A 20,579-nucleotide genomic window follows, 5' to 3' on the forward strand; every position below is an offset into this window, starting at 1 on the left:
GGCTCTTTTAGCCTCCCCTTTCCGTGTTTGGAGCCTGGGTTTAAAACCTGTGTTAGCCCCCGCCAGCGTCAAGTGCTTTGCAAGCCGCTACTTTGCAAGCCGCTCTTTGCAAGCCATGAAGGGTCGGCTACACTCAGCCACTCGTGGTTTATGTTCAGTACTCGTTTGAAGTGTTTTCTAACGACTATTTTTACGACCATTTTTTCGTACCTGCGAGTTGAAATCGTCGCATGTTTAAAGGATTTACCCGTTTCCTACACAGCCCGGGGGAGCAATTGAAAACCTTGCTTGATCCCCAAGAGAGCACCACCAGCGCCCTCACTCCGCGCAACATCCCTCGGTCAGAGCACCCTGTTTCTCGCCAGCATATTAGCGATGCCGCGTTAAAAGTGCTTTATCGCCTTAGCGGCGCGGGTTTCGACGCCTATTTGGTGGGCGGTTGCATTCGTGATGCGCTGCTGGGCAAGATGCCCAAAGATTTTGATGTCGCCACCAACGCCACTCCAGAGCAGGTTCGCGATCTATTTCGTAACTCGCGCCTGATCGGCCGCCGTTTTCGGATTGTCCATGTGCGCTTTGGCCGCGAGGTCATTGAGGTCACCACCTTCCGTGGCAAACCCCAAGACGAGCATGGCGACCACATTGCCCACCAGTCCGATGAAGGGTTACTGCTGCGCGACAATGTATGGGGCAATATCGAAGAAGACGCGCTGCGCCGCGACTTTACCGTTAATGCGCTCTACTACAATATCGCCGACTTCAGCATCACTGATTTTGCCAATGGTGCCGAGGATATTAAGACCCGCACCCTGCGCCTGATTGGCGACCCGGCGACACGCTACCGCGAAGACCCGGTACGGATGCTGCGGGCGGTGCGCTTTGCGGCTAAGCTCGACTTCACGCTAGACCCCGCCACCGAAGCGCCGATGTACGATCAGGCACCGCTGCTGCTGCAGATTCCACCAGCACGGCTATTCGATGAAGTCCTCAAGCTGTTTATGTCGGGCCACGGTTTGGTCACCTTCCGGCTACTCAGCCACTACGGCCTGTTCGGCATGCTGTTCCCCGAGGCCGAAGAAGCCATGGCCGATGCCGCCTGGGCCGAAGAGCTGATTGAGCAGGCGCTGACCAACACCGATAAACGTATTGCCGAAGAGCGCCCCGTCACCCCGGCCTTCCTGCTGGCAGCGTTTTTATGGGCCCCGGTCAAGCATCGCCAGGAAGCGCTGGAGCAAGAGGGCATGCCGCCCATTCCGGCGCTTCAAGCAGCCGCTCAGCAGGTGGTCTCCCGTCAGTTAGAGTTCACATCGATTCCCAAGCGCTTTGGCATCCCGATGCGGGAAATTTGGGAATTACAGCAGCGCCTACCCCAGCGGCGCGGTAAAAAGGCCTTTCAAACCCGCGAACATTCGCGTTTCAGAGCGGGCTATGACCTGCTGCTGCTGCGCGAACAGGCGGGCGAGATACCCAGTGGTTTAGGCGAATGGTGGACGGCGTTTCAGCGCGGCGATGAGCACGAACAGCGTCGCCTGCTGCAAAAAGTTGGCGGCGACCCCGCCAGCCAGGGCGATCGTCGCCGCAAACGGCGCCGTAAGCCGAGCGCGCCAGAGTAGTGGGTACTCCTCCCCAGCTCGCCTATATTGGCTTGGGTAGTAATCTAGAGTCGCCTATCGAGCAGGTTCGCGAGGCCCTCAACGAGCTGGCAATGCTACCGCTAAGCCGATTAGTGGCAGCATCATCGCTTTACGCCAGCCGCCCGGTGGGGCCGCAGGATCAGCCGGACTTTATCAACGCGGTGGCCGCGCTGGAGACACGGCTCTCGCCGCTGGCGCTACTCGACCAGCTTCAGGCGTTAGAGCAGCAGCATCGCCGCCGCCGCCAGCGCCACTGGGGGCCCCGCACGCTCGATCTTGACCTGCTGCTCTACGCCAATGAGCACATCAACTCGCCGCGTTTACGCGTACCGCACCCGCAAATGACTGCCCGGGCCTTTGTACTGCTCCCCCTCGCAGAGATCGCCCCCTCTCTAGACCTTCTCCAACAGCCGCTATCCACCTGGCTTGAACGTGTTGAGAACCAAGGCTTGGAACGCTTATCTAACGCCTAATGTGCGGCTAACGCTACCATTTGACACAAATCTCGACACCGACACCCCATTCAGGTAACAATTGCCGGTTACGCCACTTCGCGTATGCAGGGATGCAGCATCAATAATGGTCGGCTGCCTATGTCGCAGCGGCCTCACGTAAAACATGAGAGCACGCCATGAAAACCGTCACCCTAAGCACGCTGCAGGCCTATAAGCAGGCTGGCGAGACATTCAGTTGCCTAACCGCTTACGACGCCTCCTTTGCCCATGCGGCAAGCCAAGCAGGCATTGATGTCCTGCTCGTCGGTGATTCGCTGGGCATGGTGCTACAGGGCCATAACAGCACTCTGCCCGTCACCATTGAAGACATCGTTTACCACACCCGCTGCGCTGCGCGTGGCAAAGGCCATAGCCTGTTGATGGTGGATCTACCCTTTATGAGCAACGCCACCACCGAGCGCCTGCTGGAAGACGCCGGTGCCGTGATGCGCGCGGGGGCGGAGCTGGTCAAACTGGAAGGCGAAGCGTGGATGGCAGATGGCATTCGTGAACTCACCCGCCGCGGCGTACCGGTATGTGCCCACCTGGGCTTAACCCCACAAACCGTGCATCAGCTAGGTGGCTATAAAGTGCAGGGGCGCGACGCTGCTCACGCTGAGCGCATCATTAATGACGCAAAAGTGCTTGTCGAGGCGGGCGCCTCGGTGATTCTGCTTGAGTGCGTCCCTGCCAGCCTGGGCAAAGCGGTCACCGAAGCGCTGGATGTACCGGTGATTGGCATTGGCGCAGGGCCGGATACCGATGGCCAGATTCTGGTGATGCACGATGTGCTGGGCGTCACCCATGGCCGCACACCGCGCTTTGTGAAAAACTTTATGGTTGAGGCGGACAGTATTCAAACTGCGTTTCAGCGCTACCATGAAGCGGTCAAAACACGCACTTTCCCAGCCCAAGAGCACTGCTTTTAAAGATGACGGTTAAGACATCTAGTCTATCGACCACCTTTTGTCACTAATACGAAACAACTATGCGCACTTTGCGAGACATTGATCAGCTACGCAGCACGCTGCGAGATTACCGCCAACGCGGCCAGCGTATTGCCCTGGTACCCACCATGGGCAACCTACATGCCGGGCACCTAGCGCTGGTCGCCTGCGCGCGCCAGCACGCCGATATCGTGGTCGCAAGCCTGTTTGTCAATCCGATGCAGTTTGGCCCAGGCGAAGATTTAGACGGTTACCCGCGTACCTTTGATGCCGACCAAGCGCAGCTTATCGAGGCTGGCTGCGACGTGCTGTTCGCCCCGGCGGTGAGCTCGCTCTACCCCAACGGCTTGGACGCCCAGACCCGCGTGCATGTGCCCGTGGTGGGTGAGGGTCTGTGTGGTGGCTCACGCCCCGGCCATTTTGACGGTGTCTCCACCGTGGTTAGCATGCTGTTTAATTTGGTGCAGCCCGACGTCGCCTGCTTTGGGGAGAAGGATTACCAACAGCTTGCGGTGATTCGTAAGCTGGTGTGCGATCTGCACATGCCCATCGAAATTATCGGCGTGCCCATCGTACGCGCAGAAGATGGCCTGGCACTGTCATCACGCAATGGCTATTTAAGTAGCGAGGAGCGTGCAATCGCCCCTGCGCTTTACCGCACGCTGTGTACGCTTCGCGATGCGCTAGAGCGCGGAGAACCTATCGAAAAGGTACTACACCAGGGCAACACCGCGCTGTATGATGCGGGCTTTACGCTGGACTATTTGGAACTGCGCGATGTCACGCTAGGCCCCATTAACCTAGCGACCCGCCATGCGGTACTGCTGGCCGCCGCCAAGCTGGGCCCGGCGCGATTAATCGACAACCTCACTGTTCAACTCCCGGCCAGCGCTGCCACTACTGGCAGAGAATAAACAAACAACGGGTAAAAATAGGAACTCACATGCATACTATTATGCTCAAAGCCAAGCTGCACATGGCTCGCGTCACTCACGCGGTGCTTAACTACGAAGGCTCCTGCGCCATCGACGGCGACCTGCTGGATATGGCGGGTATTCGTGAAAATGAGCAGATCCAGATTTACAACGTCGAGAATGGCGAACGCTTTACCACTTACGCCATTCGCGGTGAGGAAGGCTCCAAGCTCATTTCGATCAACGGCGCTGCGGCCCACCTCGCCGCCCCTGGCCACCGGATCATTATCTGCAGCTATGCCCACTACTCCGAAGCCGAACTGGAAAACCACCAGCCTGCTCTGGTGTATCTCCAGGAAGGCAACCACGTCAGCCACACCAGCAATATTATCCCGGTACAGTTGGCCTGATCACAACTGGCCTAATCTTAGCGCCTCTAATGCTTTCTTCTGACGGGCCACATGTTGGCCCGTTTTTATTTGCCCATAAAGGTTTATTGCCGCAACGCACCACCTTCCCCTATGCTGAAGAGACGGCTGACAGAGTACGAATAAAAGAGTACGGCTGACAGAGCACGCCTATCGGGCATCTGGTATCAGACTGTCTGTTAATTACTCCAGGAGTCATCTTATGCAAGAAGTAGTCATTGTTGCGGCACGCCGCACCGCTGTGGGCGCTTTCGGCGGCTCCCTCGCAGGTATTCCAGCGAGCGACCTAGGCGCTTTGGTGATCAAGGATATCCTTGCCTCAACCGGCGTTTCTCCCGATCAGGTTGACGAAGTACTGCTGGGCCAGGTGCTCACCGCGGGCGTTGGTCAAAACCCGGCGCGCCAAGCGGCTATTAAAGGCGGCCTACCGGACTCGGTACCGGCCATGACCATCAACAAAGTGTGTGGCTCAGGCCTTAAGGCACTGCATCTCGCTACGCAGGCCATTCGCTGCGGCGATGCCGAGCTGATTCTGGCCGGCGGTCAGGAGAATATGTCTGCCTCGCCCCACGTACTGCCCAATTCTCGCAACGGTCAGCGCATGGGCGATTGGAAGGCAATTGATTCCATGGTACACGACGGCCTGTGGGATGCGTTCAACAACTACCATATGGGCATTACCGCCGAGAATTTAGCCGAGAAGTACGGTATCACCCGCGAAGCGATGGATGAGTTCGCCGCAGCGTCACAGCAGAAAGCAGCTGCCGCCATCAAAGAAGGTAAGTTCAAAGGCCAAATCGTGCCGGTGGAAATTCCCCAGCGCAAAGGCGACCCGGTGGTGTTTGATACCGACGAGAATCCACGGGAAGTGACCGCGGAGAAGCTTGGCGGCATGCGCCCTGCGTTTAAGAAAGACGGCACCGTTACCGCCGGTAACGCCTCGGCGCTTAACGACGGCGCGGCGGTGGTTATGCTCTGCTCCGCCGAAAAAGCTAAGCAGTTGGGGCTAGAGCCACTGGCACGCATAGCGGCTTACTCCAACGCAGGCGTTGACCCTGCCATTATGGGTATCGGGCCCGCACCGGCCACTCGCCGCTGCTTGGAAAAAGCCGGCTGGAGCCTGGACGACCTGGACTTGGTCGAAGCCAACGAAGCGTTTGCCGCCCAGGCGCTATCTGTCAACAAAGAGCTCGGCTGGGATACGTCTAAAGTGAACGTCAACGGCGGCGCGATCGCTCTAGGCCACCCCATCGGTGCCTCCGGCTGCCGCGTACTGGTCACGCTGCTCCACGAAATGATCGCCCGCGACGCCAAGAAAGGCCTCGCGACGCTGTGTATCGGCGGCGGTCAGGGCGTAGCCTTGGCTATCGAGCGGCCTTAAAAACCCACCCTTCGCTCGCTTAGCTAAGAACTAATATAAGCCCTTGTCAATTGACGAGGGCTTTTTCCGTTCGGGATGCACAAACCTCTTTATCTTGTTCTACTAACATCATCATTACCGAGCTAAATGGCACTAGTCGCCATTGGCCTCTGACGCGACAAGAGAAAATCGTTGTTGAGTCACCCATCTCCCCTCAGTATTCACGATCAACGCAAAATTTTTGCAGTAACACTGAATCGCTCTCTGTTTCGCCATCAACAAACGCACCTCATCTTCTATTCGTTCGAGTGCCTCTGGCTCACTCTCTCTGGCGACGGTGAGGTGAAGTATGCTGCCCGTATGGAGACCACCGTAGGGTGGGTAGTCTGGGAAGGCATCGACGAATGCTTTAATCAGCGAGATAAAAGGAGCGCTAGGGCTTGGCTGAAGATACACCGTGTCCGTGAATCGGCCCACACCCGATAGCCAAAACTCAAAAGCAGTGGCTTGTTTAGCAATCGCTTTAAGCTTGCGAAGATCTTTCTCGACAATCTCGTTAGGTGATACAAAGGGATAAAGTAGTGTTATGTGCGCGGGCACGCCTATAGCCGCTGTGGCGTCATAGCGCTGACGAAGCTCGTCAACCACGGGTTCGGCTTCGCGAACAGGAACGATCAAGGCCGCTTGCGGTGCCACTCGGGTCATGTGCACATCGTCCAGTTAGACCAGCCCGCAGGGCTGTTAGCGTGAATACCCCGCTCGCAGGCAGCAAGCGCCGCGGTGGCGCCAATAGCAAACGAGGATGGGAAAACGGGATCATGGCCGGTCAACGTGATCTTGTCCAAAGCCTCCGCCGGCAAACCACCCAGTGACCAGAGCGCAGTCAGTGCATCGCGTGCTGTCATCGTATGAAAACTCATGCTAATGCCTCCAACAACGCCCACCCCTGAGGCCACTCCCCCAACTGACTTGCGGCGTTGATATGCCCGCAGGCGCCCACGTCAACAAAGTCGGCTTGCCATGTCGCAGCCTGCTGCCGGGCATAGTCCGTCGTCGCGTAGGGGTCGTCACTGCTGGCTACAACCAGCGCTGGAAATGGCAGAGGCCGAGCAGGAGCGTTGCGGAAATCGCTCGCTTCGGGTGGGAAAGCCTTTGCGCCAGGGTCAGGTACTGCCACCAGCAACGCGCCGCTTACCTGCGCCAATCGATGAGCTCTCTCATCGCTGCTCTTCTTATCGCTAATAGTGACCTCCTGTACCCAGTGCGCCACCAGCAGGCACGCAAGACTGTGAGCAACGAGCAACACCGGTGCCTCAGCTTCATCAATGGCGGTATCCAATGCCTGCAGCCAATCGTTGAGATTCGGCTCATCCCAGGAGCCAGGCTGAAAACGGAGGCTATTAGGCCGCTTTAGCCCCCATAGTGACTGCCAGTGGTCGGCATCAGAATTGCCGAGACCGGGCAGAAATAGCATCTGGGTCGCTGGCTTGTTAGTTGTCATTGCAGGTCTCCTTACGCGGTCGATAGCGCAGCTCGCCAGGAAAAGTCGTGGGCGGATTACCGGTGCGCAGCCACTCCATGGCAAGTGGCCAGAGCACGTCGCGAAAGCGCTTATGGAAAAAAGCGAAATGACCGATGCTTGGCTGGCCCACCGCAGTTGGCGCTAGCCGCAGGTGATAGCGTTCGCTACTACTGTAATACTCTAGAAGGCGATCAAGCGCGGGACGAGTGCCGAAAGGGTCATCATCGATGCCCAGCGCCAAAATCGGTGCCTGCACACGCGTGAAGCCCCGCACCAGCATCTCAGCTTCGGGCTCACCCTCAGGTGTTTCACGTTTACGCCGCACGTTGTGCTCAAAGCGCGGCCCCATTCGCGCCCAATCCAGTGCTACGCCTTTGGGTGTATCTTCCATCCACCCCAGACGCTTGGCGGGTACGTAGCCGACCAAAAGTGCCAACAGTGGCATCGCTAGATGCCAACGCAAGAACATAGATCGCCGAGCCTCGGGTGCGTAGTCCCGCCAGTAGGCATACTGTGCGCCCATGGTGAAGATGCGACGCACGCGATGGGCGGACTGGGCAAAGCCAATCACGAAACCGCCCGCAGAGTGACCCACCACATCGACAGGCTGACCAGGAAAACGTCTGGCGACGTAGCGTAGAACGCCTTCAAAATCATGCTGCCCCCAGTCGATCCAGTCGGCCTTGAGTTTGCGCAGCGAATGGTGGCGCGAATCGCCGATTCCCCGGTAGTCGTAGGTCACTACGTCCCACCCTTGCTGATACAAATAATCAGCAAAGGGCATGTAATAGCGGCAGCGCACCGAGGTGGCGGTGTTAATGATCACCACGGGGCCAGGGTGAGACGACGAAACACAAGGTCGGCGCCATACCCACCCGCGCAGCGCATAACTATCCGCCGCGCTGATATAGACGGGCTCAGGCATCAATGTTCTGTCGCCTTGCAGCTATACCGTTCTTAGCCCCAGTAACCGTAGCATGAAAGTCCGCAATCAGTTGCTGGGTGACAGGGCCCACGGGCCATTCGGTCTTCGCCTTATCTTCCACCAATGCCACCACCGGCTGAAGCTCGACCGAGGTGCCGGCAGTCAACACTTCGGTTGCAGCACGCAGTTCCTCGAGTGTAACCGCTCGCTCCTCTACCGGCAGGCCTCTCTGACGTGCCAAACCCAACACATGGCGCTTGGTGATGCCATCAAGAAAACAGGTCGGCAGTGGGGTTACCAGTACGCCATCACTGACCAAAAGCAGATTAGTGGCTGTCGTTTCAGCGACTAAGCCGTCGCTATCGAGCAGTAACGCATCATCACAGCCTACTGCTATGGCCGCATGGCGGGCTAGCGTGCCGATCATATACAGTCCAGAACACTTAGAGGCAGTAGGCGCCGTATTAGGGGGCGGGCGTCGCCAGTTGGCCAGTTGCAGCCGAATACCTACCTCTGCCCGCCCCTGGGACGCCGCCGTAGGCCAATCCCAAGCGGCAATCGCCACATGGACACGTGCTTGAGGCGCCGCGATAGACACACTATCCGCGCCACGCCAGGCGATAGGGCGGATATACGCATCGGTTAGCTGATTGGCCCATAGCACCGCGTCAATCGCTTGGCTGAGTTCGCGGTGCGACCAGGGCAGCCGATAGTCCAGTAGTGCGGCGGAACGCTCTAAACGCTCCAAATGCGCGTCACCCAGAAAAACACGCCGCCCGTAGGCACGCATGCCTTCGAATACCGCTCCCCCCATGTGTAACGCATGGCTAAGCACGTGCAGGCGCGCCTCACGCCAAGGAAGCAGCTCACCATCGAGCCAGATCAACCCATCTCGGTCATCAAGAGCGTTTAGCATGGCACCCACCCAGTAGCAGATTATCGATATCGTCAGTCTGTCCTCTGTATGTTTTAAAAACGAGTGAGTAAATCTCAAACTGGGCTGAGTTTTGCTCAGCGATTTTTACAGCGTGGTCAGCGCGGCTTCTTGTATGATCTGTTTATCAACCTTCGAGGGTGGGGGTAGCGATTATGCGGATTCCTGTGCCATTAAATGCTCTACGCGCTTTTGAGGCGACGGCGCGGCATCTTTCAATCAAGGAAGCGGCCATGGAGCTTTCGGTCACTCCTTCGGCCGTCAGTCACCAACTGCGCATACTGGAGGAGTTGTTTGGCGTCGTGCTTCTGCGCCGAACAGGAACGCGTCTTGAGCTTACCGACGCGGGACACAAGCTAACACCTTACCTGCAACAAGGCTTTACGCAGATTGCCAAGGGGGTTGACTCACTTCGCCAAAAACGCCGTGACGGGCCGCTACGTCTCAACATGTTGCCTACTTTTGCAACCAACTGGCTGTCGCCACGGTTAAGCCTGTATCCCTTCGAGCGGCGTGGATTCTCGCTTGAGATATCCACTACGCAGGATGAGGTAGACCTTGCCGCGGGGGTGGCCGATGTGGGCATCTGGTACGGCAACGGGAATTGGCCGGAATTACAGGCCGATCTCCTCTTTGAAGCAACCATCGACCTTTATGCCCGTCCAGGCTTTGCTACCGGCTCCCATCGCGATCGCCTTGACCGTGTCAGCCAGGCCAATCTGTTTGTCTCCCGCCACTGCCTGACATGGCAACGCTGGATGGAGAGCCTTCCCGACGGCCCCTTCAAACCCGCTGTGGTCACGCAGGTGGATTCCGGAGGATTAACCCTGCAGGCCGCCGCCGATGGGGTGGGTGTATCGATAGTGGTCTGCGAGCTGGCCGATAGCGCCGTGCGATTGGGCCGGCTAACGTCGGTATTCGAACATCCAGTCAACGCAGACGTTGGTTTCTGGTTAGTCTACCCAGATGCACTGCGCGAGGATCGCCGTTTGGATAATTTGCGTAGTTGGCTGCGCGAGCAGCCAACATAGCCAGATACTTGCGCATTATTTATCGCTTACTTAACGACGCTTCTCCCCCACGATGCGTGACGGTGTTCGCCAGACCAACAGCGCCCCCAACAGGAATAATCCGGATGCGGCCCACATGGCAATGGGAAGGCTAGTGCCATCGACGATACGCCCGCCTAGCATGGCACCCAGGCCAATGGACATATTGAAGGTAAACGCCATCAACGCCGTGGCGGCTTCGGTATTGGGTGCAGTGCGTATAATCCAGGTTTGAATGCTGACTGATACGCTGCCAAACACCGCGCCCCACATCATGAGCAACATGACACCGCTGCTCGGCTGAACACCCAGCAGAGGGAAAACAGCCACCACAATGAGCAGCAGGCTGGGAATCGCCAACACCGCGCGGTAAGGGTGGCGCCCGGCAAACATGCCTGCCGCAATATTGCCCACAATGCCTGCCGCCCCGTAAAGCAGCAGCAGACTGCTCACATGGCGCTGGGAAATACCGCTGATCTCTTGCAGGATGGGGCTAATAAAGGTGTAGGCGGCAAAGTGGCCAACCACTACAAAGGCGGTGGTTAACACCGCGACTCGCACACCGCGATTGCTAAACTGCTGCGCCAATACCCGCAAACGCACAGGTTCTCGCGGTGGTAGCGGCGGTAGCCAAAACCACAGCGCAGCTGCCGTTAACAGGCTTAGCCCTCCCAGCGCCCCAAAGGCGACCCGCCAGTTGCTTAGATCCCCCAGCAGCGTGCCCAGTGGCACACCCAGCACCGAGGCCGCCGCGACACCACCAAAAATCATCGTCATCGCTTTTGGCACCTGAGCCTCTGGCACTAGGCGTGGGGCAATGCTGCCCGCCACCGCCCAAAAGCCACCAATACTAAGCCCCACAAGCACGCGGGCGGCAAGCAACAGGATAAAGCTGCTGGCCAATGCCGATAGCACACTCCCGGCCACCATTACGGCCATCAATGCCGTGAGCATAATGCGCCTGTCCAAGCGCCCCACCGCTACCGGCAGCAGCGGGGCTGAAAAGGCAGCGACCACGCCGGGCACGGTGACCATTAAGCCCGCCATGCCGGGGGTAACGCCCATGCTAGATGCCACCTGGGAAAGCAACCCAATCGGCAGCTGCTCTGCGGTCACCAGTAAAAAAATGCCGATCATCACGGCCACCACCGCCCACCAACGCGGCGCTTGTTGCTGCTCCATCTGCTGCTCCCTGACTGTCTAAATCCCGGCGAACAAAGCGATACCTAACCACAAAACACTATCTAGCAAAAAAGTACTTAGCAAAAACAGTACCTAGCAAAAACAGTACCTAGCAAAAACAAAGCCCCCGTAGCCAGAGGCTACGAGGGCGGTCTCAGAAACCTAGCTAGCGATTTAAATCGCCGCTTCGGTTTCCGCTGCTTCCGCGGTAAAAGCGGCTTTCTCTTCTTCGCTGATCTCTTTCATCGACAGCTTCACGCGGTTGCGGTTGTCGATATCCAGCACCTTAACGACCACGTCATCGCCTTCGTTCAAGAAGTCGCGCACGTTGTTAACCCGCTCGGCAACGATTTGCGAGATGTGAACCAGGCCATCGGTGCCGGGCATGATGTTAACGAACGCACCGAAGTCAGCAATACGCACGACCTTGCCGTGATACAGCTTGCCGATTTCCGCTTCAGCGGTAATCGCCAGTACGGTGTCGATGGCGCGCTTGGCGGCGGCTTTATCTTCCGCGTAAATACGCACGGTGCCATCGTCGTCGAGATCAATAGAGGCGCCGGTGTCTTCGCAGATTTTGCGAATGGTTGCGCCACCTTTACCGATAACGTCACGGATCTTGTCCGGATCGATTTTGATCGTTGCCATGGACGGCGCGTTGTCGGAGACATCGCTACGGCTCTGGCTGATCACGACATTCATTTGCTCGAGAATACTCAGTCGCGCGGTCAGTGCTTGCTGCAGCGCGAGCTCCATAATCTCTTCGTTGATGCCTTCGATCTTGATGTCCATCTGCAGGGCGGTGACGCCCTCTTCGGAACCGGCAACTTTAAAGTCCATATCGCCGAGGTGATCTTCGTCACCCAGGATATCGGTCAATACCGCAAAACCGTCCGGGTCTTTTACCAAGCCCATGGCAATACCGGCGACCGGTGCTTTTAACGGCACGCCTGCGTCCATCAGGGCCAGCGAAGAGCCACATACAGAGGCCATGGAGCTGGAACCGTTAGACTCGGTAATTTCAGACACCACACGAATGGTGTAGGGGAAGACATCTTCTGACGGCAGCATTGCCTGCACGCCACGACGTGCTAAGCGGCCATGGCCGATTTCGCGACGCTTCGGGCCACCCATAAAGCCAGCTTCACCCACCGAGTAGGGAGGGAAGTTGTAGTGCAGCATAAAGCGGTCTTTACGCTCACCTTCCAGTGATTCGATTAGCTGTGAATCACGCAGCGTGCCCAACGTTGCCACGGCAATCGCCTGGGTCTCACCACGCGTAAAGATCGCAGAACCGTGAGCTTTCGGCAGCACACCGACTTCGATAGCCAGCGGACGAACGGTTTGATTGTCACGACCGTCAATACGCGGCTCACCTTTTACCACCCGTGAACGCACAACGCGTTTTTCCAGGCTAGCAAAGGCACCTTTGACGTCATCTTTACTGAACTTGTCGTTAACCGGTTCGCCTTCATCGGCTGCCAGTTGTTCAATCGCCTGGTCTTTCAACTCAGCCAATGCATCCTGGCGCTGCATTTTGTCGGTGATGCGGTAAGCATCGCCCACTTTAGCTTCAAACGCATCGGCCATGGCGGCTTTGAGCGCCTGGTTCTCTTCGGCGGCCTGCCACTCCCAGCGCGGCTTGCCCGCTTCAGCAACCAGTTCGTTAATGGCACTGATCGCGACCTGCATTTCCTGGTGACCGAACAGAACGGCTCCCAGCATTTCGTCTTCGAGCAGCTCTTTGGCTTCAGACTCAACCATCAGCACGGCTTTTTCAGTACCGGCGACGACCATGTCGAGCTCAGAGGTGGCCAGTTCTTCAACCGTTGGGTTGAGGAAGTAGCCTTTCTCTTCGTTAAAACCAACGCGGGCTGCGCCAATCGGGCCACTAAACGGCACGCCAGAGATGCTCAGCGCTGCGGAAGTACCCAGCAGTGCGGCAATATCCGGATCGTGGTTACGGTCGGTGGAGAGAACGGTACAGACGACCTGCACTTCGTTCATAAAGCCTTTAGGGAACAGCGGACGGATTGGGCGATCAATCAGACGCGAGGTCAGCGTCTCTTTTTCAGTGGGACGACCTTCGCGCTTGAAGAAGCCGCCAGGAATCTTGCCCACTGCGTAGGTTTTCTCTTGGTAGTGTACCGAGAGAGGGAAAAAGGGTTGGCTCGGGTTTGCCTCTTTGCGAGCGACAACGGTACACAGCACGACGGTGTCATCCATGGTAACCATGACAGCGCCGGTAGCTTGGCGAGCAATACGCCCGGTTTCGAGCGTGACGGTGCTACGACCGTACTGGAACGTTTTCTTTACCGGATTCACAGCGACTTCCTTCAGCATTATCAATATCTACTTGTCTATTCGTTTAGGTCGTTTTGACTCGTTACCATTCTAGGCGCTGGAGCGCGATAGGGCTACCAGTTCCCTACTTGCCGTAAACACGAAACATAAAAAAACGGGCAGCTCACAAGGAGCTGCCCGTTTCTAATCGTTGCCGTTAACGCTTAACGACGCAGACCCAGACGCTGAATCAGGGACTGATAGCGTTCGAAATCTTTACGCTTTAGGTAGTCCAGCAACTTACGACGCTGGTTAACCATGCGGATCAGACCACGACGAGAGTGGTGATCCTGTTTGTTGGTCTTGAAGTGATCCTGCAGGCCATTGATGTTGGCGCTCAGCAGTGCAACCTGCACTTCAGGGGAACCGGTATCGTTATCGCCGCGGCCGTATTCAGTGACGATCTCGGCCTTCTTCTCAGCGGTTAAAGCCATCTGTCTCTCCAGTAAGCAATATGCCTAAAAATGAATGGGTGAGACCACGCATATTTGCAGTCTCAAGCTACTATTTTCTACGTACACGTTTCGACGTGCACGTCGGATCTTGCAATTTTCACGTAGACGGTCGCCTCCTTGCAACGCTGTTTACGAGATAGCGACAGTACTTAACAGTCGCTTAGGTGCCACTTCCTGAGCACCTTTCACTACGCCAAGGCCGATAAACGTCTCGGCGTAATAAAGTCGGGCTACTTCGTCCGCGGCTAATGCGCCGGTTTCGAGAGCAGCGGGCTGACCATGGGCCAAACGAGAATGGGCGGTGTCGTCTACCGTCAGTAACGGTAAATGATCCACCAACACATCCACGGGCATGAGCTCAGCTTCCAGTGCCGCTTGGTCGGCCAATGCTTCCAAGGCCTCTAGCGTCCACATCGCGTCGGCTAAAAAGGGCCCCGTTTTGAGCCTCCTTAGTTGACTGATGTGCGCACCACAGCCAAGCGCTTGGCCAATATCTTCGGCTAACGTGCGGATGTAAGTGCCTTTACTGCAGCTTACTTCCAGCTCAAAAGCAGTGCCTTCAAACGATAGCAGGCGCGCATCATACACGCTTACGCGCCGGGCTGCACGCTCTACCTGCTTGCCTTCCCGGGCCAGCTCGTAAAGTTTTTTGCCCTGATGCTTGAGAGCCGAATACATCGGCGGCACTTGGTCAATCTCACCGCGAAAACGGGTGAGCACAGCTTCCACGTCATCGACGCTTAGGCTGGGAACCTCATGCTGCTCAATAATCGTGCCTTCCGCATCGCCGGTATCGGTGATCACCCCTAGCTCTACCCGGGTGCGATACACCTTGTCGGCTTCCAGCAAGTGCGATGAAAACTTGGTCGCTTCGCCTAGGCAAATCGGCAATAAGCCGGTTGCCATCGGGTCTAGCGTGCCGGTGTGCCCGGCTTTTTGAGCCTGGAACAGCCGACGTACACGCTGCAGCGCATGGTTGCTGGAAACGCCCTTGGGCTTATCCAGCAGCAGTACGCCATTAACGGGCAAACCTCGACGTTGACGCGCCACTAGCGAGTTTCCTCACTTTGCTGGGCGTCGCCGTCTGGGTCACTGTCTTGGCCAGCGTCTTGATAATCGTCATCATCGTTTTGATAGCGTGCACGATCCGTCGTCACCGCTTCATCAATCAATGAAGAAAGCTGCTGACCGCGCACCACGCTCTCATCGAAATGAAAACGCAGCTCCGGTACGTGACGTAGCTTGATGCGCTTGGCAATCTGGCTTCTTAGAAAACCAGCAGCACGCTTAAGCACCTGCAGATTCTCTTTAATACGCTCGGGCTCTTGCTCACCCAACAGAGTGACGTAGACGTCGGAGTAGCCAAGGTCACGGCTAACGGTGACACCGCTAACCGTGACCATGCCCAAACGCGGGTCTTTCACTTCTCGTTGGATCAGCACCGCCAGCTCCTTTTGGAGCTGGTCGGCTACCCGGTCGGTACGCTTAAATTCGCGCATGTTTAGCTCCTCGCAACCTTACAGGCTACGCTCGACCTTCACTTGGTCGAAGACTTCGATCTTATCGCCGACTTGGACATCGTTGTAGTTCTTCACGCCGATGCCACACTCCATGCCGTTGCGCACTTCCTGCACATCGTCTTTGAAGCGGCGCAGCGATTCGAGCTCGCCTTCGTAGATCACCACGTCATCACGCAACACGCGGATCTTCTTATTACGATGCACGCTGCCTTCAACCACCATACAGCCGGCGATGGCACCAATCTTCGGCGCACGGAAGACATCACGCACTTCGGCAATACCGACGATTTCTTCTTTCCACTCAGGTGCGAGCATACCGCTCATCGCCTGTTTGACCTCGTCGATCAGCTGGTAAATAACGCTGTAGTAACGCAGATCCAGGCCTTCGCGCTCAACGATCTCGCGGGCAGCGGCGTCAGCACGGACGTTAAAGCCGACTACGATGGCTTCCGACGCAAGCGCCAGGTTGGCATCGGTACCGGTGATACCACCGACACCCGAAGAGACCACGGCGACTTCAACTTCACCGGTGGAGAGCTCTTCCAGGGCGCCTTTGATCGCTTCCAGAGAACCTTGAACGTCGGCTTTGAGGACGATGTTGACCTTGGCCACTTCGTCTTGGCCCATCTGGCTGAACATGTTCTCCAGCTTGGCCTTCTGCTGACGCGCCAGGCGCACTTCGCGGTATTTGCCTTGACGGAAGTTAGCCACTTCGCGGGCTTTCTTCTCGTCTGCAACGACCATAAAGTCATCACCGGCATCCGGCGTACCGCCCAAGCCTTGAATCTCTACCGGCATGGCCGGGCCAACCGCATCGACTTGCTGGGCAAGTTCGTTGGTCAGCGCACGTACACGACCGTAGTGCAGGCCAGCCAGGACGATATCGCCCTTTTTCAGCGTACCGTTCTGAACCAGTACGGTAGCGACTGGACCACGACCTTTATCAAGGCGCGATTCAACCACCACGCCTTTACCCGGCGCAGAAGGAACGGCTTTAAGCTCAAGCACTTCAGAGACCAGTTGGATTGCTTCCAACAGTTCTTCAATACCTTCACCGGTCTTGGCGGAAACGTGAACAAACTGAGTATCACCGCCCCACTCTTCGGAGATCACGCCGTGCTGCGAAAGCTCATTCTTGATGCGATCAAGATCGATACCATCTTTATCGATCTTGTTGACCGCTACCACCATGGGCACTTCAGCGGCTTTGGAGTGTTCAATCGCCTCAATCGTCTGAGGCATCACGCCATCGTCGGCAGCCACAACCAGAATAACCACATCTGTCGCCTTGGCACCACGGGCACGCATGGCGGTAAACGCCGCGTGGCCTGGGGTATCCAGGAAGGTCACGCCACCGTGGTTATCTTCCACATGGTAGGCACCGATATGCTGGGTAATACCACCGGCTTCACCGGTCGCCACTTTCGCTTTACGGATGTAATCCAGCAGCGAGGTTTTACCGTGGTCAACGTGGCCCATCACCGTAACAACGGGTGAACGCGTGATCTCTTCGCCTTCATAGGAGATGCCTTCGAGCATTTCCGTTTCCAGCGCGTCATCTTTAACCAGCTTCGGTGTATGGCCCATCTCTTCCACCACGATCGCAGCCGTATCCTGATCGATGGTTTGGTTGATGGTAACCGCCGCGCCCATGTTAAACATGGCCTTGATCACTTCATTGGCCTTGATCGACATCTTATCGGCCAATTCCGCCACGCTGATCGATTCAGGGATCGATACTTCACGCACGATCGGCTGAGTCGGCTTCTGGAAAGCGTGCTTGCCATTGCCGGTCTGGTTGCCACCACGGCGACCACCGCGACGCTGTTCGGCACGTTTTACCTTCTTACCGCCGCCGCGCTTGCGCTCTTCGCGATCACCACGATCTTCATCGTCACGGCGACCTTTGTTCTTCGCCGCCGTCTTCTTGGGCGGAGCGGTACGACGGTCAGTGCGGCCCTCTTTCGGCGGCGCTGGCGGCATATCGTCACCGGACGGCGTATCGTCGATTTCAAGATTCGGCACAGGAATGTCTGGCGTAGCCGGTGCTTTGGCTGCCGCAGGCGCTTTCGGCTTGGCTTTAGACTCTTTATTGCTACGCGCCGTGTTACTTTGCGCCGTCGCTTCAGCTTCTTTATTGCTACGCGCGGTGGCTTCCGCTACCTGTGCAGCGCGGGCTTTCTTAGCAGCGGCTTTTTCTTCGGCTTCACGCGCATCAGACACTTTGCGCTCAGCTTCGGCTTCCGCCATATCGCCCACTAGCTGGCGCGGGCCAGTATAGCTAGGCTCCGGCGCTTTCGGCTTCTCATCTTCAGCGCTTTTGACGTAGGTCTTTTTCTTACGTACCTGCACTTCAATGGTTTTGCCGCGCTCGCCGGTATTGATACGGCTACGGGTTTTGCGCGTCAGCGTGATGCGGTTTTTGCCCGCTTCAGGGGTGTCGCTACCGCCGTGGCTCTTCTTCAAGAAACTCAGTAGCTTCTGCTTATCTTCTTCAGACACAGCATCGCTTTCAGAAGCGTGCTTCAAACCCGCTTCTTTCATTTGCTCTAGTAGGCGAGGCACATCACGGCCCACCTTTCCTGCGAAATCTTTAACTGTCATATCTGACATATTGACCCTCCTCAGCCCGTGACCTGTTTACTGTGTGTTCGAATCCGATGCGTCATCGACTTCAAACCAGGGCGCACGGGCAGTCATGATCAGTGCCGCTGCGCGCGCTTCGTCCAACTCCTCGATATCGACCAGATCGTCGACAGACTGCTCGGCGAGATCTTCCATGGTAACGATGCCGCGACTGGCCAGAATGAAGGCCAGGTGGCGCTCCATGCCATCCATCTCCAGCAGATCTGCTGCTGGCTGGGCACCGTCTAGCGCTTCTTCCGTGGCAATTGCCATCGTCAGCAGCTCGTCTTTCGCACGTGCACGAAGCGCTTCGACTAAATCTTCATCGAACTCTTCGATTTCGAGCATCTCTTCCATCGGCACGTAGGCGACTTCTTCCAGGGTAGTGAACCCCTCATCCACCAACAGGCGAGCGACATCTTCATCCACATCGAGGTGCTGGATAAAAGAGTCCACCAGGCTATCAATCTCTTGATCGCGCTTAGACTCCGCTTCCTCTTCGGTCATGACATTAATGCGCCAGCCGGTAAGTTCAGAAGCCAAACGCACGTTCTGACCGCTCCGACCAATCGCCTGAGCAAGGTTATCCTGCGCCACGGCCACGTCCATTGCGTGGGCGTCCTCGTCCACAAGGATAGACCCAACATCGGCAGGTGCCATGGCGTTAATCACCAATTGGGCGGGATTGTCATCCCACAGCACGATATCAACACGTTCGTTTTGCAGCTCCGAAGAGACCGCTTGAACGCGCGAACCGCGCATACCCACACAGGCACCGACCGGGTCGATGCGGCGATCATTGGTTTTTACCGCAATTTTGGCCCGTGAGCCGGGGTCACGCGCAGCACCTTTGATCTCAATCAACTGCTCTGCGATCTCTGGCACTTCAATTTTGAACAGCTCGATGATCAGCTCGGGGCACGTCCGCGATAGCTGAAGCTGGGCACCGCGTGCATCGGGATCCACTTTGACCAACAGGGCGCGCACCCGCTCGTTCATGCGGTAACGCTCGCCGTGAATCATTTCATTGCGCGGCAAAAACGCCTCAGCGTTTTCGCCCAAATCAATGATCAGGCCATCACGTGTGGTCTTTTTAACGATGCCCGCAACCAGTTCACCTTCGCGATCGGCATATTGGCGCACGACTTCGGCCCGCTCGGCTTCGCGTACTTTCTGTACGATCACCTGTTTGGCGGTTTGTGCAGCAATACGACCAAACGACGCATTTTCGATGCTTTTTTCGACCACATCGCCTAATTTCAGCGGCGGATCGCGCTGCTCGGCGATGCTCTCTTTAATTTCATAATCTGGCGTTTCGAATTCGTCATCTTCCACAACGGTCCAGGTGCGGAAGGTTTCGTATTCACCAGTGCGGCGGTCAATATGCACGCGCACATTGGCTTCTTCTCTTTCAAAACGCTTGCGTGACGCGCTCGCAAGAGCGGCTTCTACCGCCTCGAAGATGACATCACGTGGGACGCCCTTCTCATTGGAGATCGCGTCAACGACCATTAAAATTTCTTTACTCATGCGTATGCCTCGCCAGAAAACCTATCCTTATGTGCATCACCCCGGCAGCCTGCCGGCAGCGCCGCCACCCGGTCAATCGTCGAACTGCGGTACAATGTGAGCAGAATCAATACTCTCAATTGGAAAGCAGTACTCTTCGCCATCCAGTTGTAGCAGTACTTCATCCCCCTCAACACCGACCAAAAGCCCTTGATACTTGCGCCGCCCGTCAAAGGCAGTGCGCAGTTTCAGCGCGACGTGATGACCTTGAAAGCGGGTAAACTGATCCAGGGAATACAAGGGACGTGCCATGCCTGGCGAGGAGACTTCCAACCGGTACTCACCGGGAATGGGGTCTTCTACATCCATAACGGCACTGACTTGGCGGCTAATATCTGCGCAGTCTTCCACGCTGACACCACTCTCGCGCTCGATATAGATCACCAGCCGCGAATTTTTGCCCTGGGAAAGATGGTCGATGCCCCATAGCTCAAAGCCCATGGCAGCAACAACAGGTTCGATCAGCGCGTGAAGCGCAGCGTGTTTAGTGGCCACAGACAAAGCTCCTATAGCCGTTGCATCAGGCACCTGGCCAGGAGTTATTAGAAAAGCTAGGTGGCTGATTGGCGTTACTTGGGAATGTGTCTCCGGTTTTCCGGACGACATCCGCTATTAAGATATTCGTGCTAACGATATTCTGGCTAACAAAGCGGGGGCGCCAATAAAACAGCGACCAGG

The 20,579-nt window shown here is 56.7% G+C and carries 20 protein-coding genes; 7 read left to right on the forward strand and 13 right to left on the reverse strand.

From position 1 onward, the window contains the following. Positions 1 to 230 precede the first annotated feature (230 nt). The 6 genes from pcnB (at position 231) to AC4EYZ_RS09610 (ending at position 5,798) form a co-directional block, all read left to right on the forward strand. Positions 231 to 1,613 carry a polynucleotide adenylyltransferase PcnB gene (pcnB, locus tag AC4EYZ_RS09585; protein ID WP_009287938.1) on the forward strand — a complete coding sequence of 461 codons (1,383 nt, stop codon included), beginning with the start codon at positions 231 to 233 and terminating at the stop codon, positions 1,611 to 1,613. Next, on the forward strand, positions 1,613 to 2,107 hold the full coding sequence (gene folK, locus AC4EYZ_RS09590) for a 2-amino-4-hydroxy-6-hydroxymethyldihydropteridine diphosphokinase (protein WP_138801359.1): 495 nt from the start codon (positions 1,613 to 1,615) through the stop codon (positions 2,105 to 2,107). Before pcnB ends, folK begins: the two co-directional genes overlap by 1 nt. A gap of 158 nt (positions 2,108 to 2,265) precedes the next feature. Next, positions 2,266 to 3,057: a 3-methyl-2-oxobutanoate hydroxymethyltransferase gene (panB, locus tag AC4EYZ_RS09595; protein ID WP_022520694.1), complete on the forward strand. Its 792-nt coding sequence runs from the start codon at positions 2,266 to 2,268 to the stop codon at positions 3,055 to 3,057. Between the two features lie 59 nt (positions 3,058 to 3,116). Beyond that, complete coding sequence (gene panC / locus AC4EYZ_RS09600; protein ID WP_027958255.1) at positions 3,117 to 3,989, forward strand: pantoate--beta-alanine ligase; 873 nt, start codon at positions 3,117 to 3,119, stop codon at positions 3,987 to 3,989. Positions 3,990 to 4,018: 29 nt separating this feature from the next. Next, entirely contained in the window at positions 4,019 to 4,399 is a 381-nt protein-coding gene (panD, locus tag AC4EYZ_RS09605; protein ID WP_007111819.1) for an aspartate 1-decarboxylase, read from the forward strand. 220 nt (positions 4,400 to 4,619) lie between these two features. Further along, positions 4,620 to 5,798, forward strand: coding sequence for an acetyl-CoA C-acetyltransferase (locus AC4EYZ_RS09610; RefSeq protein WP_022520696.1), 1,179 nt, complete (start codon positions 4,620 to 4,622; stop codon positions 5,796 to 5,798). Positions 5,799 to 5,930: 132 nt separating this feature from the next. Here the strand turns inward: AC4EYZ_RS09610 and AC4EYZ_RS09615 are convergent, their stop codons facing one another. The 5 genes from AC4EYZ_RS09615 to AC4EYZ_RS09635 are packed head-to-tail and all read right to left on the reverse strand — an operon-like array spanning position 5,931 to position 9,140. Continuing rightward, positions 5,931 to 6,482, reverse strand: coding sequence for a 2'-5' RNA ligase family protein (locus AC4EYZ_RS09615; RefSeq protein ID WP_474192973.1), 552 nt, complete (start codon positions 6,480 to 6,482; stop codon positions 5,931 to 5,933). Next, positions 6,479 to 6,697 (reverse strand): hypothetical protein, encoded by a 219-nt coding sequence (locus tag AC4EYZ_RS09620; RefSeq protein ID WP_474192972.1) that lies wholly within the window; start codon positions 6,695 to 6,697, stop codon positions 6,479 to 6,481. Before AC4EYZ_RS09620 ends, AC4EYZ_RS09615 begins: the two co-directional genes overlap by 4 nt. Beyond that, positions 6,694 to 7,278, reverse strand: a complete 585-nt coding sequence (locus AC4EYZ_RS09625; RefSeq protein WP_474192971.1) for an RBBP9/YdeN family alpha/beta hydrolase — start codon at positions 7,276 to 7,278, stop codon at positions 6,694 to 6,696. The genes AC4EYZ_RS09620 and AC4EYZ_RS09625 overlap by 4 nt, the downstream gene beginning before the upstream one ends. After that, on the reverse strand, positions 7,268 to 8,224 hold the full coding sequence (locus AC4EYZ_RS09630) for an alpha/beta hydrolase family protein (protein ID WP_039860012.1): 957 nt from the start codon (positions 8,222 to 8,224) through the stop codon (positions 7,268 to 7,270). The genes AC4EYZ_RS09625 and AC4EYZ_RS09630 overlap by 11 nt, the downstream gene beginning before the upstream one ends. Next, positions 8,217 to 9,140, reverse strand: coding sequence for an aminotransferase class IV (locus AC4EYZ_RS09635; protein WP_414121540.1), 924 nt, complete (start codon positions 9,138 to 9,140; stop codon positions 8,217 to 8,219). The genes AC4EYZ_RS09630 and AC4EYZ_RS09635 overlap by 8 nt, the downstream gene beginning before the upstream one ends. A gap of 173 nt (positions 9,141 to 9,313) precedes the next feature. On the opposite strand from AC4EYZ_RS09635, the gene AC4EYZ_RS09640 reads away from it, so the two are divergent. After that, on the forward strand, positions 9,314 to 10,189 hold the full coding sequence (locus AC4EYZ_RS09640; protein WP_027958251.1) for a LysR substrate-binding domain-containing protein: 876 nt from the start codon (positions 9,314 to 9,316) through the stop codon (positions 10,187 to 10,189). 30 nt (positions 10,190 to 10,219) lie between these two features. Here the strand turns inward: AC4EYZ_RS09640 and AC4EYZ_RS09645 are convergent, their stop codons facing one another. The 8 genes from AC4EYZ_RS09645 to rimP all read right to left on the reverse strand — a co-directional run bounded on the left by AC4EYZ_RS09645 (position 10,220) and on the right by rimP (position 20,396). After that, positions 10,220 to 11,389, reverse strand: a complete 1,170-nt coding sequence (locus AC4EYZ_RS09645; protein WP_138801366.1) for an MFS transporter — start codon at positions 11,387 to 11,389, stop codon at positions 10,220 to 10,222. A gap of 174 nt (positions 11,390 to 11,563) precedes the next feature. Further along, positions 11,564 to 13,732, reverse strand: coding sequence for a polyribonucleotide nucleotidyltransferase (pnp, locus tag AC4EYZ_RS09650; RefSeq protein WP_022520704.1), 2,169 nt, complete (start codon positions 13,730 to 13,732; stop codon positions 11,564 to 11,566). 164 nt (positions 13,733 to 13,896) lie between these two features. Continuing rightward, a complete protein-coding gene (rpsO, locus tag AC4EYZ_RS09655) occupies positions 13,897 to 14,166 on the reverse strand; it encodes a 30S ribosomal protein S15 (protein WP_007111823.1) in 270 nt (89 codons plus the stop codon). A gap of 150 nt (positions 14,167 to 14,316) precedes the next feature. Beyond that, a complete protein-coding gene (gene truB, locus AC4EYZ_RS09660) occupies positions 14,317 to 15,237 on the reverse strand; it encodes a tRNA pseudouridine(55) synthase TruB (RefSeq protein ID WP_009287928.1) in 921 nt (306 codons plus the stop codon). After that, positions 15,237 to 15,686, reverse strand: a complete 450-nt coding sequence (gene rbfA, locus AC4EYZ_RS09665; RefSeq protein WP_027958247.1) for a 30S ribosome-binding factor RbfA — start codon at positions 15,684 to 15,686, stop codon at positions 15,237 to 15,239. The genes truB and rbfA overlap by 1 nt, the downstream gene beginning before the upstream one ends. A gap of 18 nt (positions 15,687 to 15,704) precedes the next feature. Next, on the reverse strand, positions 15,705 to 18,320 hold the full coding sequence (gene infB, locus AC4EYZ_RS09670; protein ID WP_138801368.1) for a translation initiation factor IF-2: 2,616 nt from the start codon (positions 18,318 to 18,320) through the stop codon (positions 15,705 to 15,707). Between the two features lie 27 nt (positions 18,321 to 18,347). Then, positions 18,348 to 19,862 carry a transcription termination factor NusA gene (nusA, locus tag AC4EYZ_RS09675; protein WP_009287927.1) on the reverse strand — a complete coding sequence of 505 codons (1,515 nt, stop codon included), beginning with the start codon at positions 19,860 to 19,862 and terminating at the stop codon, positions 18,348 to 18,350. 72 nt (positions 19,863 to 19,934) lie between these two features. Continuing rightward, positions 19,935 to 20,396 (reverse strand): ribosome maturation factor RimP, encoded by a 462-nt coding sequence (gene rimP / locus AC4EYZ_RS09680; RefSeq protein WP_022520707.1) that lies wholly within the window; start codon positions 20,394 to 20,396, stop codon positions 19,935 to 19,937. Positions 20,397 to 20,579 lie beyond the last annotated feature (183 nt).

This window comes from Vreelandella sp. 162(4c), from assembly GCF_058152265.1.

Excerpts from the sequence above, each read along its gene's own strand:
- rbfA (WP_027958247.1), bottom strand. The coding sequence starts at position 15,686 with ATGCGCGAATTTAAGCGTACCGACCGGGTAGCCGACCAGCTCCAAAAG.
- AC4EYZ_RS09610 (WP_022520696.1), top strand. The coding sequence starts at position 4,620 with ATGCAAGAAGTAGTCATTGTTGCGGCACGCCGCACCGCTGTGGGCGCT.
- AC4EYZ_RS09630 (WP_039860012.1), bottom strand. The coding sequence starts at position 8,224 with ATGCCTGAGCCCGTCTATATCAGCGCGGCGGATAGTTATGCGCTGCGC.
- panD (WP_007111819.1), top strand. The coding sequence starts at position 4,019 with ATGCATACTATTATGCTCAAAGCCAAGCTGCACATGGCTCGCGTCACT.
- AC4EYZ_RS09645 (WP_138801366.1), bottom strand. The coding sequence starts at position 11,389 with ATGGAGCAGCAACAAGCGCCGCGTTGGTGGGCGGTGGTGGCCGTGATG.
- panB (WP_022520694.1), top strand. The coding sequence starts at position 2,266 with ATGAAAACCGTCACCCTAAGCACGCTGCAGGCCTATAAGCAGGCTGGC.
- AC4EYZ_RS09640 (WP_027958251.1), top strand. The coding sequence starts at position 9,314 with ATGCGGATTCCTGTGCCATTAAATGCTCTACGCGCTTTTGAGGCGACG.
- rpsO (WP_007111823.1), bottom strand. The coding sequence starts at position 14,166 with ATGGCTTTAACCGCTGAGAAGAAGGCCGAGATCGTCACTGAATACGGC.
- pcnB (WP_009287938.1), top strand. The coding sequence starts at position 231 with ATGTTTAAAGGATTTACCCGTTTCCTACACAGCCCGGGGGAGCAATTG.
- AC4EYZ_RS09635 (WP_414121540.1), bottom strand. The coding sequence starts at position 9,140 with ATGCTAAACGCTCTTGATGACCGAGATGGGTTGATCTGGCTCGATGGT.
- panC (WP_027958255.1), top strand. The coding sequence starts at position 3,117 with ATGCGCACTTTGCGAGACATTGATCAGCTACGCAGCACGCTGCGAGAT.
- nusA (WP_009287927.1), bottom strand. The coding sequence starts at position 19,862 with ATGAGTAAAGAAATTTTAATGGTCGTTGACGCGATCTCCAATGAGAAG.
- AC4EYZ_RS09625 (WP_474192971.1), bottom strand. The coding sequence starts at position 7,278 with ATGACAACTAACAAGCCAGCGACCCAGATGCTATTTCTGCCCGGTCTC.
- AC4EYZ_RS09620 (WP_474192972.1), bottom strand. The coding sequence starts at position 6,697 with ATGAGTTTTCATACGATGACAGCACGCGATGCACTGACTGCGCTCTGG.
- infB (WP_138801368.1), bottom strand. The coding sequence starts at position 18,320 with ATGTCAGATATGACAGTTAAAGATTTCGCAGGAAAGGTGGGCCGTGAT.
- AC4EYZ_RS09615 (WP_474192973.1), bottom strand. The coding sequence starts at position 6,482 with ATGACCCGAGTGGCACCGCAAGCGGCCTTGATCGTTCCTGTTCGCGAA.
- pnp (WP_022520704.1), bottom strand. The coding sequence starts at position 13,732 with ATGCTGAAGGAAGTCGCTGTGAATCCGGTAAAGAAAACGTTCCAGTAC.